The organism is Stutzerimonas sp. R40042, from assembly GCF_026642215.1.
Lineage (GTDB): Bacteria > Pseudomonadota > Gammaproteobacteria > Pseudomonadales > Pseudomonadaceae > Stutzerimonas > Stutzerimonas frequens.
Map to the genome: position 1 here is coordinate 1,254,237 of NZ_CP113258.1, position 13,681 is coordinate 1,267,917.

The following is a 13,681-nucleotide window of genomic DNA, read 5'->3' on the forward strand; positions in this document are numbered from 1 at the left end:
CCGGCCGCCTGAATGCCCTCGCCGACGCTGCGGATCATCTGCGGATGGCTTGTACGTGGCACTGCCGGGACTGATCAGTTACACTTCGCGGCTATTTTCGGCGGGCAATCGGCCCGCGTCTTTTCCGAGTGTTGAGCTGTGAGTGACCTGAGTCATATCCGCAATTTCTCCATCATCGCCCACATTGATCACGGCAAGTCCACCCTGGCGGACCGGTTCATCCAGATGTGCGGTGGCCTGTCCGAGCGAGAAATGGCCGCTCAGGTGTTGGATTCGATGGATCTCGAGCGTGAGCGTGGTATTACCATCAAGGCCCACAGCGTCACGCTGCATTACAAGGCGAATGATGGAAAGACTTACCAGCTGAATTTCATCGACACGCCAGGCCACGTCGACTTCACCTATGAAGTCAGCCGTTCGCTCGCTGCGTGTGAGGGTGCTTTGTTGGTGGTCGATGCCGGGCAGGGTGTCGAGGCGCAATCGGTCGCCAACTGCTACACCGCCATCGAGCAGGGTCTTGAGGTCATGCCGGTCCTGAACAAGATGGACCTGCCCCAGGCCGAGCCTGAGCGCGTCAAGGAAGAGATCGAACACATCATCGGCATCGATGCCACCGATGCTGTCCCGTGCAGCGCCAAGAGCGGTATGGGTGTCGAAGACGTGCTCGAGCGTCTGGTTCAGGTCATCCCGCCGCCAACCGGTGAGATCGAGGCGCCGTTGCAGGCGCTGATCATCGATTCCTGGTTCGATAATTATCTGGGTGTGGTATCGCTGGTTCGGGTACGCCACGGGCGCATCAAGAAAGGCGACAAGGTGCTGGTCAAATCCACCGGCAAAGTCCACCAGGTCGACAGTGTGGGCGTCTTCACGCCCAAGCACACCGCCACAGCGGATCTCAAAGCCGGTGAAGTGGGCTTCATCATCGCCGGCATCAAGGACATCCATGGTGCGCCGGTGGGCGATACCCTGACGCTTTCAAGCACGCCGGACGTTGAGATGCTGCCTGGTTTTCAGCGCATCAAGCCGCAGGTGTATGCCGGCCTGTTCCCGGTCAGCTCCGATGATTTCGAGGACTTCCGCGAGGCGCTACAGAAGCTCACGCTCAACGACGCCGCGCTGCAGTACGAGCCCGAGAGCTCCGAAGCGCTGGGTTTCGGCTTTCGCATCGGCTTCCTCGGCATGCTGCACATGGAGATCATCCAGGAGCGCCTGGAGCGCGAGTACAACCTGGATCTGATCACCACCGCGCCGACCGTAGTCTACGAGCTGCTACTGAAGAATGGCGACACCATCTATGTCGACAATCCTTCGCGTCTGCCGGATCTGTCCTCCATTGAAGACATGCGCGAGCCGATCGTGCAGGCCAACATCCTGGTCCCGCAGGATCATCTGGGCAACGTAATCACGCTGTGTATCGAGAAGCGCGGCGTACAGCGCGACATGCAGTTCCTCGGCTCGCAGGTGCAGGTGCGTTACGACCTGCCGATGAGCGAAGTAGTGCTGGACTTCTTCGATCGCCTGAAGTCGGTCAGTCGAGGTTACGCCTCGCTGGATTACAGCTTCGTGCGCTTTCAGTCAGCCAATCTGGTCAAGCTCGACGTACTGATCAATGGCGAGAAGGTCGACGCGCTGGCGCTGATCGTGCATCGCGACAATGCCCACTACAAGGGCCGACAACTGACCGAGAAGATGAAAGAACTGATTCCTCGACAGATGTTCGATGTGGCGATCCAGGCGGCCATTGGCGGGCAGATCGTCGCGCGGACCACGGTCAAGGCGCTGCGCAAGAATGTTCTGGCGAAGTGCTACGGCGGTGACGTAAGCCGTAAGCGCAAGCTGCTGGAGAAGCAGAAGGCCGGCAAGAAGCGCATGAAACAGGTAGGCAGCGTGGAGATTCCGCAAGAGGCGTTCCTCGCGGTGTTGAAGGTAGATAGCTGATATGTCGATCAATTTCCCGCTGTTGCTGGTTATCGCCGTGGCCGTCTGCGGCCTGTTAGCGCTGAGCGATCTGTTGTTTTTCGCCCCGCGGCGCCGGGCTGCGATCGCTAACTACGAAGGGCGCACCGGGGAAATCGATCCATCGACGCTCGAGGCGCTGAACAAGGAGCCGCTGCTGATCGAATACGGCAAATCCTTCTTCCCGGTATTGGCCATCGTGCTGGTGCTGCGCTCGTTCCTTGTCGAGCCTTTCCAGATCCCCTCCGGCTCGATGATCCCTACGCTTGAAGTCGGCGATTTCATTCTGGTGAACAAGTTCGCGTATGGCATCCGCCTGCCGGTGGTGGATACCAAAGTAATCGAGGTCAGCGATCCGAAGCGCGGCGACGTCATGGTTTTCCGCTATCCGAGTCAACCGAACATCAACTACATCAAGCGGGTCGTCGGTTTGCCGGGCGACACCGTGCGTTACAGCAGCGATCGTCGGCTGTTCATCAACGATCAGCCGGTGGCGGAGACGCTGATCGGCGAGGAGCCGGGCAGCCTCGGCAGCGCCGTGCTATATCGGGAGAAGCTTGGTGAGGTCGAGCACCTGATTCGCAAGGAGATGGGGCGCTATCGGATCGAACCGAGTCGGCAGTGGACCGTTCCTGCCGGCCACTACTTCATGATGGGCGACAACCGCGACAACTCCAATGACAGCCGCTACTGGCAGGACGAGTCGATTCCGGCCGAGTTGGCCGGCATGGTTCCTGACCGCAACATCGTGGGTAAGGCCTTCGCCGTCTGGATGAGCTGGCCGGATCCCAAGCTCAGCAACCTGCCGAATTTCTCCCGCGTGGGCCTGATTCACTGAAGCTGTGAATTACGGCCCCCGCCGAACGAGCCGGGCTCGCTATATTTGTCCGGCCCCGATCGGTGGGTATCGTTTACGACATAGAGGTCGACATGAGTTTTGCGCGTTCGCAGAAAGGGCTGTCCATGCTGAGCTGGATCATGGTCCTGGCGGTTGTGGCATTCGTAGCCAGCACCGGGTTCAAGATGTTCCCGCACTATTTCGACTACATGTCCATGGACAAGATCATCCAGTCTGTGGAGACCGACGAAGCGCTTGAGATTCACAGCGTCGGGGAGTTCTATAGTCATGTCAGCAAGGGGATGCAGGTCAACGGCATTCAGAACATCGATCTGAAGGAAGCGCTGAAGGTCGAGATCCAGAACAATGAATTCAGGGCACACCTGAAGTACGAAAAACGCGAGCCGCTGATCCGCAATCTCGATCTGGTGGCGAACTTCGACAAAGAATATCGCCTAAGGATGCCGTGAGCACTTCGTTAGCCCGCCTCGAGCGCAAGCTCGGCTATCAATTCAAGGACCAGGAGCTGATGCTCCTGGCTCTGACGCACCGCAGCTATGCCGGACGCAACAACGAGCGTCTGGAGTTTCTCGGTGACGCCATCCTCAACTTCGTTGCCGGCGAGGCGCTTTTCAACCATTTCCCACAGGCCCGCGAAGGCCAGCTGTCGCGCCTGCGGGCCCGGCTGGTCAAGGGCGAGACGCTTGCCGTGCTGGCACGCGGCTTCGAGCTTGGTGACCATCTGCGCCTCGGCTCCGGAGAACTCAAGAGTGGTGGCTACCGCCGTGAATCGATTCTCGCCGATACCCTTGAGGCGCTAATCGGCGCCATCTATCTCGATGCTGGCATGGACGTCGCTCGTGAGCGGGTCATCGCCTGGCTGGCCAACGAGCTTCAGGGCCTGACCCTGGTGGATACCAATAAGGATCCCAAGACCCGCCTGCAGGAGTTTCTGCAATCGCGTGCCTGCGAACTGCCGCGTTACGAAGTCGTGGATATTCAGGGCGAGCCGCATTGCCGCACCTTCTTCGTCGAATGCCAGGTGGCCCTGCTCAACGACAAAACTCATGGGCAGGGCGCCAGTCGCCGCATTGCCGAACAGGTTGCCGCCGCAGCCGCATTGATCGCCCTGGGCGTGGAGAACGGACATGACTGACGAGCAGCAACAATCCGAAGACGTCAGCCGTTGCGGTTATGTCGCGATCGTCGGCCGGCCGAACGTCGGCAAATCCACCTTGCTCAACCACATCCTCGGGCAGAAGCTGGCGATTACCTCGCGCAAGCCGCAGACGACGCGGCACAACATGCTCGGCATCAAGACCGAAGGCGGCGTGCAGGCTGTCTATGTGGACACGCCCGGTCTGCACAAGAATGGCGAGACCGCGCTCAACCGCTATATGAACCGCACCGCGGCCTCGGCGCTGAAGGACGTCGACGTGGTGATCTTCGTCGTCGACCGCACTCGCTGGACCGAAGAAGACCAGGCCGTGCTGGAGCGCGTGCAATACGTCACCGGGCCGCTGATCGTCGCCGTCAACAAGACCGACCGCATCGAGGACAAGGCCGAGCTGCTACCGCACCTGCGCTGGCTGGCCGAGCAGCTGCCGAATGCCGAGATCGTGCCGATCTCCGCGCAGCACGGGCAGAATCTGGAAACCCTGGAACAGCTGGTGGCCGAGCGCTTGCCTGAGGGCGAGCACTTCTTCCCGGAAGATCAGATCACCGACCGCAGCAGCCGCTTTCTCGCCGCCGAACTGGTGCGCGAGAAGATCATGCGTCAGCTTGGCGCCGAGGTGCCGTACCAGATCACCGTCGAAATCGAGGACTTCAAGCAGGAAGGCCACGTGCTGCACATCCACGCGCTGATTCTGGTCGAGCGCGACGGGCAGAAGAAGATCATCATCGGCGACAAGGGCGAGCGCATCAAACGCATCGGCCAGGAAGCGCGCAAGGACATGGAGGTGCTGTTCGACTCCAAGGTCATGCTCAACCTGTGGGTCAAGGTTAAGGGTGGCTGGTCCGACGACGAGCGCGCACTGCATTCGCTGGGCTATCAGTAACACCACCTTCGCACTCACCCGTGCGCATCGCGCACGCCCTGGCCCGCCATGCACCAGCCTGCATTCGTTCTGCACAGCCGTCCGTACAAGGAAAGCAGCGCGTTGGTCGACCTGTTTACTCCGCAGGGGCGGCTGCGCGCCGTCATGCGTGCCGCGCGTGGCAAGGCCGGCAGCCTGATTCGCCCGTTCGTATCGCTGGAAGTCGAACTGCGCGGCAAGTCCGAGCTGAAAACCGTTGCCCGCCTGGAAAGCGCCGGCCCTGCGCACTGGCTCGATGGCCAGGCGCTGTTCAGCGGTATGTACCTCAACGAGCTGCTGATTCGCCTGCTGCCTGCCGAAGACGCGCACCCCGCGTTGTTCGATCATTATGTCGCGACCTTACCGGCGCTGGCCGAGCACCGGCCGCTGGAACCGTTGCTGCGGGCCTTCGAATGGCGACTGCTCGACGAACTGGGCTATGGTTTCGCCCTCGACATCGATATCGCCGGTCAGCCTATCGATGCGCAGCGGCTGTATCGGCTGGTGCCGGACGCCGGCCTGGAGCCGGTTGTGGGCTTCCAGCCTGGGCTGTTCAACGGCGCGGAACTCTTGGCCATGGCCGAGGCCGATTGGCAGGTGCCGGGCGCGCTCGCCGCCGCCAAGCGGCTGATGCGCCAGGCTCTGGCACCGCATCTAGGCGGCCGACCGCTAGTCAGCCGCGAACTGTTCATGAACCTGAAGGAGGCTCCGCGTGACTGAGGCCAATCGAATTCTGCTCGGCGTCAACGTCGACCACGTCGCCACACTGCGTCAGGCCCGCGGCACCCGCTATCCGGACCCGGTCAAGGCCGCGCTGGATGCGGAAGAGGCCGGTGCCGATGGCATCACGGTGCACCTACGCGAGGATCGTCGGCATATCCAGGAGCGCGATGTGCTGATGATGAAGGACGCGTTGCAGACGAGGATGAACTTCGAGATGGGGGTCACCGAGGCGATGCTCGCATTCGCCGAGCAGCTGCGTCCGGAGCACGTGTGCCTGGTCCCGGAAACGCGTCAGGAGCTGACTACCGAGGGCGGGCTGGACGTGCTCGGGCAGGAAGCGCGCATTCGCGAGGCTGTTGAGCGTTTACGTGGCTGTGGCGCGGAGGTCTCGCTGTTCATCGATGCCGAGCCGCGGCAGATCGAGGCGGCCGCTCGTGTCGGCGCACCGGCTATCGAACTGCATACCGGCCGTTATGCCGATGCCCACAGCGTTGCCGAGCGGGCCTGCGAGCTCGCGCGCATTCGCGACGGTGTCGAGGCCGGCCTGAGTCACGGACTCATCGTCAACGCCGGCCATGGCCTGCATTACCACAACGCCGAAGCCATCGCCGCCATTCGTGGCGTCAACGAGCTGAATATCGGCCACGCCATCGTCGCCCATGCGCTGTTCGTCGGCTTCAAGCAGGCGGTCAAGGAAATGAAGCATCTGATCCTCAGCGCCGCAGCGCGGGGGTGAGACAAGCCATCCGCTGGAGGGCGCAGTTGCGGTCTTCCGCAGGACGGCGCTGCTCAGCGGCGGAACAGGTTGATCAGCACGGTCAGGACCACGCTGAGGATCACCATCGAGGTGATTGGGATGAACACCCGGCTGCGTTCGGACTCGATGCGGATGTCGCCGGGCAATCGACCGAACCAGCTCAGCAGCCATGGGAAATAGTGCCAGGCGATGCCGAGCAGTAGCAGGGCAGCGCCCGCCACGATCATCCAGCGTGCCATTTCATCTCCTCGTTTCGCTCCAATCGCGTGGCCGGTCGTGTGCGGTATTCGACAAAGGCGGCGATCACCTGTGCGGCCAGCACCTCAACGGCTTCGCTCCGATTGCTGCCGCGTAGCAGCTTGATCTGATACTCGCCCAGTTCTGGCAACCCATACTGACCATCCAGGCGCTGCAGGGGCGGGCGAATCAGGCTTGATGGATAGGGCGCGATGGCGAGATCGGCAATCATCGCGGCCTCCTGTCCCGAAGTCTGTTCGCTGGAGTAGGCCACTCGATAGCTGCGACCGGCGCGGTCGAGGGCATCCAGCGCCTGCCGTCGCCAGGCGCAATCGGGGCTGGCCAGCGCCAGCGGCAGCGGCGTGCGCAGCGCGGCGACACCACCGCTGCGCCCGGCCCAGACCAGCGGCTCGCTATGGATCGGCTCGCCCCGCGAATCGTCCTGGCCGAGGTTGCCTACGGTGACCAGGGCGAGGTCCAGTTCGCCTGCGTCGATGCGCTCGATCATATCGATACTGCGCGCGACCGACACATCCACTTCGACTCCGGGATGACTGCGGGCGAACAACGCCAGCAGACCGGGCAGGATGCGCGTTCCGACATCCGCCGGCGTTCCGAAGTGCACGCGCCCCTGCAGCGCTGGCTGGAGGAAGTGCGCGATGGCCTCCTCGTTGAGCTTGAGCAGGCGCCGGGCATAGCCGAGCAGTATCTCGCCGGCCGGTGTCAGGCGCACCTGCCGCGCCTCGCGGACGAACAGGGAGCGCCCGAGGGTTTCTTCCAAGCGCTTGATCTGCATGCTGACCGCCGAGGTGCTGCGATAGATCTGCCCAGCGGCACGGGTGAAACTGCCGCTTTCGGCAATGGCGACAAAGGTGCGCAGCACATCGCTTTCCAGCAGGGGCGTCGAAGGGGTAGTGGATTGCTCAAGCGGCTCGGGCATAGGAAAGGCTTCAATTTTTCTGAACACAGGCTTTCATATTAGTCGTTTGTTTGAACGGTTGAGGCCCGCTCATCCTGTAGGCAACCGGTGGCGCCACAAGCCCGTGGCCACCGAGAGCCAAAGCGGAGGTGAGCATGTCTGGTGAACGACGCGATACCCATGTACGGCAACAATCCGAGGCGCAGATGCCGGACTTCTATATGCCGGCCATGTGGCCGCTGGATCTGCAGCGCAGCTTGCAGGACTGGTTTCGCGCCTGGCGGCAGCGACGCCTGTATCGGCAACTGTTGAAGCTGGATGATCGGCAACTGGCGTCGCGCGATCTGGATCGGCGCCGGCTCGGTGAAATGGCTAATACGCCGTTGCGTCAGTTGGTAGCGAAGCGGCGCAAGCACCGCGGCACTGCGCGCGCCACTCGTTGAGCGGCCAACCTGCCGTCAGGGCTTGCGGGCGAGGAGCACGGCGCGCATGGGGGCCGGCAGGCCTTCGATCGTTTTGCGGTGGTCTTGCGGGTCGAGGAAGTCGGGCAACGACTGGTAGCGCATCCACTCGGTGCTGCGCTGTTCCGCGATGCTGGTCACGCTGACGTCCACGCAGCGCACGTCGGCAAAGCCGGCGCGGCGCAACCAGCATTCCAGCGCCTTCACCGAGGGCAGGAACCAGACGTTGCGCATCTGCGCATAGCGATCCTCCGGTACCAGGGCGGTGTTCTCGTCGCCCTCGACCACCAGTGTTTCCAGCACCAGCTCGCCGCCGCGTACCAGGCAGTCCTTGAGGTCGAGCAGATGGTCGACCGGTGAGCGGCGATGGTAGAGCACGCCCATGGAAAACACCGTTTCGAAGCCTTCGAGCCTGGCCGGCAGTTCTTCCAGGGCGAACGGCAGATGCCAGACCGGCAGCTCCTGCAGGTAGCGCTTCATTGCATGGAATTGGCAGAAGAACAGCCAGTTCGGGTCGACCCCGACCACGCTGTCGGCGCCGGCACCGAGCATGCGCCACATGTAGTAGCCGTTGCCGCAACCGACGTCGAGGATGCGTTTGCCAGCCAGATTCAGGTGCGGCGCAACCCGGTCCCACTTCCAGTCCGAGCGCCACTCGGTATCGACATGCACACCGAACACGTCGAACGGACCCTTGCGCCATGGCGAGAGCCCCATCAGCGCGTCGTGGGTGGCCTGGCGCGTGGCGTCGTCGCAGGGCGCGTCGAGGCGGAAGCCGTCACGCAGTTCGACCTGCACGGGCGCCAGCGCTGGCAGCGCGTCGACGGCGCGCCGCCAGCGCGGCAGATCACCGTGACCGACCGCGAGCTTGGCGTCCAGCTGCTGCTGAACGCCGTTGGCCCAGGCGGCCAGCGGGGTGCCGGCCAGGCGCCAGGCGAGGGGAGTCAGGTCGAGGTTCATGGCAGGGCGATCAGCGAGGCGAAATTCAGGCACTGGAACCAGGGCACGACCTTGGAAAAGCCGGCATCCAGTAGCCGTTGGCGATGGGTTTCCAGGCTGTCGGGCTTCATCACGTTTTCGATGGCGCTGCGCTTCTGGGCGATTTCCAGTTCGCTGTAGCCATTGGCGCGCTTGAAGGCGATGTGCAGGTCGGTCAGCAACTGTTGCTCGTCTTCATCTTCGAAGCGCAGCTTTTCCGACAGGATCAGCGCGCCACCGGGCACCAGGGCCTGGCGAATGCGACCGAGCAGCGCCGGGCGCTGTTCCGGTGCGATGAACTGCAGGGTAAAGTTCAGCGCCACCAGCGAGCTGGGCTGGAACTGCAGAGCCAGGATGTCGGCTTCGATGACCTCGACCGGCAACAGCTCCTGGAACATCGAGTCCTGTGCGTGGAGGTATTCGCGGCAGCGCTCGACCATTGCCGCGGAGTTGTCCACGGCGACGACCTGGCAGTTGTCGGCGGTCACGTGGCGTCGCAACGCCTGGGTCACCGCCCCCAGCGAGCAGCCGAGGTCGTACAGATGAGTATGCGGCTGTGCGAACTGCGCGGCGATCACGCCGATGTTCTCGACGATGGTCGGGTAACCGGGCACAGAGCGCTTGATCATGTCGGGAAACACCCGCACCACGTCCTCGTTGAAGACGAAGTCCTGAATGCGAGGCAGGGGCTGGGCGAACAGACGGTCGGGATCGTGACTCACGGTGTCGGGCGGCGTGTGTGAAAAAGGGGCGGCATTGTAGCCGAAACCATGCTCGCCGCGGGCTCCGCCCGACTCAGCGTACCTCGATCCGGCAATCGAACATGCCCGCTGGCTCGGCGTCGGCCTCCCACGGACGTTGATAGGTGAGGTACAGCCGGCCGCTGCCGGACTCCTGTGCCTCGAAGCGCCAGGTCGACAGGCCATCTCCGCCGATCATGTCGGCCTTCGGATTGCTGAACACCTCGGGGCCGAGGCTGCGCAATTGCTCCGCGGCGGCTTCGTGCAGAATCCAGCGATAGCCGGTGGTCGGGTTGCTCGGCAGGCTGATGATGAGTTGCTGGCCGCTCTGCAGTGTTTGCGGACAGCGGCTGTCGTCGCTGAGCACGACGCTGGAGGGCGTCTTGTCGTTGCTTGCGCAGGCAGCGAGCAGGGCGAAGCTGGCGGGCAGCAACAGACGAGGGATGTCGAAAGACATGATCGGCACCGGTCGGAAATGAGTTGGGAAGGATAGCCCAAAAGAGCTCGGTTGCAGGCGCGCACTCGGTCTGCATCGGCCCCGAAGGGTAGAAGCGCAGCGCGACCTCCACCCCTCGACTACAGCTGTTCTGCATCCTGTCCCGCGTCAGAACAGCACCTTGGCCACATCGGCGAAGCGCTTGGCGAAATGCACCGTCAGGCCATCCTTGAGATAGTCGGGCAACTCTTCGAAGTCGCCGCGGTTGGCTTCCGGCAGGATCAGCTCGAAGATCTTCTGCCGCCGCGCTGCGATCACCTTCTCGCGCACGCCGCCGATCGGCAATACGTGACCGGTCAACGTCAGCTCGCCAGTCATGGCCACGCCTTTCTTCGGCGGCTGGTTGCGCGCCAGGGAGAGCAGGGCGCTGGCCATGGTGATGCCGGCGCTGGGGCCGTCCTTGGGTGTGGCGCCTTCCGGCACGTGCAGGTGCACGAAAGCCTGGTCGAAGAACTCCGGATCGCCCTTGAAGGTTTTCAGGTTCGAGCTGACATAGCTGTAGGCGATCTCCGCCGATTCCTTCATCACGTCACCGAGCTTGCCGGTGAGCTTGAAGCCTCGGTTGAGCGTATGGATGCGTGTGGCCTCGATCGGCAGCGTGGCGCCACCCATGCTGGTCCAGGCCAGGCCCGTGATCACACCGACGCCGGAGAGCACCTGTTCGCTGCGGAACACCGGTTTGCCGAGGTAGCTTTCCAGGTCCTTCGGCGTGATCTTCAGCTCCGCTTGCGGGTCTTCCAGCAACTGCACCACGGCCTTGCGCACCAGCTTGCCCAGTTGCTTCTCCAGCTGACGCACACCGGCTTCACGGGCATAGCCTTCGATCACCGCTTTCATGGCGCTGTCGCTGATGGTGAGGCGTTGCTTGGGTACGCCGGTCCTGTCCAGCAGTTTGGGCCACAGGTGGCGCTTGGCGATGGCCAGCTTTTCCTCGGCGATGTAGCCGGACAGGCGGATCACCTCCATGCGGTCGAGCAGCGGGCCAGGGATCGAATCCAGGGTGTTGGCCGTGCAGACGAACAGCACCTTGGACAGGTCCAGGCGCAGGTCCAGGTAATGGTCGAGGAATTCGACGTTCTGCTCCGGGTCCAGCGTCTCCAGCAGCGCCGAGGCCGGATCGCCCTGGTAGCTGCTGCTCAGCTTGTCGATCTCGTCGAGCATGATCACCGGGTTCATCACCTCGACATCCTTGAGTGCCTGCACCAGCTTGCCGGGCAGCGCGCCGATGTAGGTGCGACGGTGACCCTTGATCTCCGCCTCATCGCGCATACCGCCGACGCTGAAACGATAGAACGGTCGGCCGAGGGATTCGGCGATGGACTTGCCGATACTGGTCTTGCCCACGCCCGGCGGGCCGACCAAGAGCACGATGGAGCCGGCTATCTCGCCCTTGAAGGCACCGACGGCGAGAAATTCGAGAATGCGGTTCTTGATGTCGTCGAGGCCGGCGTGGTGCTTGTCGAGCACCTTGCGCGCGCGCTTGAGGTCGAGTTTGTCCTTGCCCAGCACGCCCCAGGGCAGGGCGGTGGCCCAGTCCAGGTAGTTGCGGGTGACGGCGTATTCCGGCGAGCCGGTCTCGAGGATCGACAGCTTGTTCAGCTCCTCGTCGATGCGCTTCTGCGCGGCGGGTGGCACCACCTTGCCTTCCAGGCGCGCGCGGAACTCGTCGGCATCGGCGCTCTTGTCGTCCTTGGTGATGCCCAGCTCGCGCTGGATGATCTTCAGCTGTTCCTTGAGGAAGAACTCGCGCTGGCGTTCGCCGATCTTGCGATTCACCTCGCCGGTCAGCTCCTTCTGCAACCTGGCGACTTCCACTTCCTTGCGCAGCAGCGGCAGCACCTTCTCCATGCGCTTCAACACCGGCACGGTATCCAGCACTTCCTGCAGCTCCGCGCCAGGCGCAGTGGTCAGCGCGGCGGCGAAGTCCGACAGTGGCGACGGGTCGTTGGGGCTGAAGCGATTGAGATAGTTCTTCAGCTCCTCGCTGTACAGCGGGTTGAGCGGCAAGAGCTCCTTGATCGCGTTGATCAGGGCCATGCCGTAGGCCTTCACCTCGTCACGCGGGTCGTCATCGCTCTTCGGATAATCGACTTCCACCAGATACGGCGGCTTGCGCCGCAGCCAGCCGCGGATGCGCACCCGTGCCAGGCCCTGGGCGACGAACTGCAGCTTGCCACCCTCTTGCGAGGCGTGGTGCACGCGGACCATGGTGCCGTGCTCCGGCAGGCTGTCCGGGTCGAAGGTGGCCATGTCCAGCACCGGCGAGTCGACGAAGAACAGTGCCACGCGCTGGTGCGGCGTCTTGGCCACGCGTTCCAGGGTCTCGGCCCAGGGATCTTCGTTGACGATCACCGGCAACACCTGCGCCGGAAAGAACGGCCGGTTGTGCACGGGGATGATGTAGAGCTTGTCCGGCTGCTGTTGATCGGGCAGCACGAGACCGTTGGAGGAGATGATTTCCTGCTCGATATGATCCTGATTGATGTCGTCGTTCATGCGGCACCCGTTGCGAATACGTGCACCTTAGATGGGTGGTGGCGCGGATGATTTCAATCCCGTCGCGTGGGGGTGGGCACTTCATTCCGGCTTAGGTACAGTGCTTGCACGCACAGGTGCCCATCATGCTCAACGCCCGTCTGCTTCGCCTGGATGACCAGACTCACCAGCACGCCCACGACTATCACCAGCTGGTGATGTCGCTCTCTGGGCGCGCGGAATTCGAGGTCAATGGCTCGGGTGGCGAAGTCTGCCGGATGCGTGCCTGCCTGGTGCCGGGCGATGCCGACCACGGCTTCGCCGGCATGGGCGACAACCGCATGCTGATCATCGATCTCGACGAGCAGGATATTGTCACCGACGACCCTGCGCTGTTGGCCCGCCTGTTCGAGGCGCCGCGCTATCCGGCGCTGGATGCCGATTTCCAGAATCTGCTGGCCTACGCCGGCGCCGAGCTGGCGCGCTACGGCAGCGATCCGCTGCTGGCCCGGGCGCTGGGCGGCGTGCTGTTGCGGGCGCTGCACCTGCGACTGTTCGGCGAGTCCCAGCAGCGACCGGCCGGCCCGCTCGATCTGCAGCGGCTGGACAGTCATATCCAGGACAACATGGCGCGACGCATCACCGTCGCCGAGTTGGCCCAGGTAGTCTGCCTCAGCCCCAGCCACTTTCACGCCCAGTTCAAGGATTGCGTCGGCCTCACGCCGCACCAGTACCTGCTCAAGACCCGCCTCGACCGTGCCGCCCGCCTGCTGCGCGAGACGCCGCTGCCGCTGGTGCGGATTGCCGAGGAGTGCGGCTTCTCCAGCCAGAGCGCCTTGACCACGGCGACCCGCCGCTACCTCGGTCTGACCCCTCGCGGATTGCGCAAGTCGGACTCCTGAGCTTTCTTCAGGTCGCCCTGTTTTCGGGCTCTTCAGCTATCGCGCGCAGATTCCTGCGCCATGCTGGTGCGTTTTTATTGCCGTCGTATTTCGGCGTCCGGCTTCCGGAGTTTTTCGTAAA

General features: G+C 63.1%; 15 protein-coding genes. 9 read left to right on the forward strand and 6 right to left on the reverse strand.

Annotated features, from left to right (window positions below):
• The first annotated feature begins 138 nt into the window (after positions 1 to 138).
• From lepA to pdxJ, 7 genes are all read left to right on the forward strand, one after another.
• Positions 139 to 1,938: a translation elongation factor 4 gene (lepA, locus tag OUY36_RS05925; protein ID WP_063541162.1), complete on the forward strand. Its 1,800-nt coding sequence runs from the start codon at positions 139 to 141 to the stop codon at positions 1,936 to 1,938.
• Position 1,939: 1 nt separating this feature from the next.
• Positions 1,940 to 2,794: a signal peptidase I gene (lepB, locus tag OUY36_RS05930; RefSeq protein WP_063541163.1), complete on the forward strand. Its 855-nt coding sequence runs from the start codon at positions 1,940 to 1,942 to the stop codon at positions 2,792 to 2,794.
• A gap of 92 nt (positions 2,795 to 2,886) precedes the next feature.
• The gene (locus tag OUY36_RS05935) at positions 2,887 to 3,264 is read left to right on the forward strand and encodes a DUF4845 domain-containing protein (RefSeq protein WP_063541164.1); all 378 of its coding nucleotides are present in this window, start codon (positions 2,887 to 2,889) and stop codon (positions 3,262 to 3,264) included.
• Positions 3,261 to 3,950: a ribonuclease III gene (gene rnc, locus OUY36_RS05940; RefSeq protein WP_013982082.1), complete on the forward strand. Its 690-nt coding sequence runs from the start codon at positions 3,261 to 3,263 to the stop codon at positions 3,948 to 3,950. The genes OUY36_RS05935 and rnc overlap by 4 nt, the downstream gene beginning before the upstream one ends.
• On the forward strand, positions 3,943 to 4,854 hold the full coding sequence (era, locus tag OUY36_RS05945; protein ID WP_267937154.1) for a GTPase Era: 912 nt from the start codon (positions 3,943 to 3,945) through the stop codon (positions 4,852 to 4,854). Before rnc ends, era begins: the two co-directional genes overlap by 8 nt.
• A gap of 48 nt (positions 4,855 to 4,902) precedes the next feature.
• Positions 4,903 to 5,592, forward strand: a complete 690-nt coding sequence (recO, locus tag OUY36_RS05950) for a DNA repair protein RecO (protein ID WP_102840696.1) — start codon at positions 4,903 to 4,905, stop codon at positions 5,590 to 5,592.
• Positions 5,585 to 6,331 (forward strand): pyridoxine 5'-phosphate synthase, encoded by a 747-nt coding sequence (gene pdxJ / locus OUY36_RS05955; protein ID WP_102840697.1) that lies wholly within the window; start codon positions 5,585 to 5,587, stop codon positions 6,329 to 6,331. The genes recO and pdxJ overlap by 8 nt, the downstream gene beginning before the upstream one ends.
• Before the next feature lie 53 nt (positions 6,332 to 6,384).
• On the opposite strand, the gene OUY36_RS05960 is transcribed toward pdxJ, so the two are convergent.
• A complete protein-coding gene (locus OUY36_RS05960; RefSeq protein ID WP_110777849.1) occupies positions 6,385 to 6,591 on the reverse strand; it encodes a DUF2905 domain-containing protein in 207 nt (68 codons plus the stop codon).
• Positions 6,576 to 7,529, reverse strand: a complete 954-nt coding sequence (locus OUY36_RS05965) for a LysR substrate-binding domain-containing protein (RefSeq protein ID WP_267937156.1) — start codon at positions 7,527 to 7,529, stop codon at positions 6,576 to 6,578. Before OUY36_RS05965 ends, OUY36_RS05960 begins: the two co-directional genes overlap by 16 nt.
• Before the next feature lie 134 nt (positions 7,530 to 7,663).
• Between OUY36_RS05965 and OUY36_RS05970 the strand changes: the two genes are divergently transcribed.
• Entirely contained in the window at positions 7,664 to 7,951 is a 288-nt protein-coding gene (locus tag OUY36_RS05970) for a hypothetical protein (RefSeq protein WP_174214571.1), read from the forward strand.
• 15 nt (positions 7,952 to 7,966) lie between these two features.
• Here OUY36_RS05970 and cmoB read toward each other — a convergent pair whose 3' ends face one another.
• The 4 genes from cmoB to lon all read right to left on the reverse strand — a co-directional run bounded on the left by cmoB (position 7,967) and on the right by lon (position 12,679).
• The gene (gene cmoB / locus OUY36_RS05975; protein ID WP_267937158.1) at positions 7,967 to 8,929 is read right to left on the reverse strand and encodes a tRNA 5-methoxyuridine(34)/uridine 5-oxyacetic acid(34) synthase CmoB; all 963 of its coding nucleotides are present in this window, start codon (positions 8,927 to 8,929) and stop codon (positions 7,967 to 7,969) included.
• Positions 8,926 to 9,669: a carboxy-S-adenosyl-L-methionine synthase CmoA gene (cmoA, locus tag OUY36_RS05980; RefSeq protein WP_110777845.1), complete on the reverse strand. Its 744-nt coding sequence runs from the start codon at positions 9,667 to 9,669 to the stop codon at positions 8,926 to 8,928. Before cmoA ends, cmoB begins: the two co-directional genes overlap by 4 nt.
• Positions 9,670 to 9,742: 73 nt before the next feature.
• A complete protein-coding gene (locus OUY36_RS05985; protein WP_063541171.1) occupies positions 9,743 to 10,144 on the reverse strand; it encodes a protease inhibitor I42 family protein in 402 nt (133 codons plus the stop codon).
• Positions 10,145 to 10,291: 147 nt separating this feature from the next.
• On the reverse strand, positions 10,292 to 12,679 hold the full coding sequence (gene lon / locus OUY36_RS05990; protein WP_267932358.1) for an endopeptidase La: 2,388 nt from the start codon (positions 12,677 to 12,679) through the stop codon (positions 10,292 to 10,294).
• 125 nt (positions 12,680 to 12,804) lie between these two features.
• Here lon and OUY36_RS05995 point away from each other — a divergent pair, with 125 nt between their 5' ends.
• Entirely contained in the window at positions 12,805 to 13,560 is a 756-nt protein-coding gene (locus OUY36_RS05995) for a helix-turn-helix transcriptional regulator (protein WP_267937161.1), read from the forward strand.
• Positions 13,561 to 13,681 lie beyond the last annotated feature (121 nt).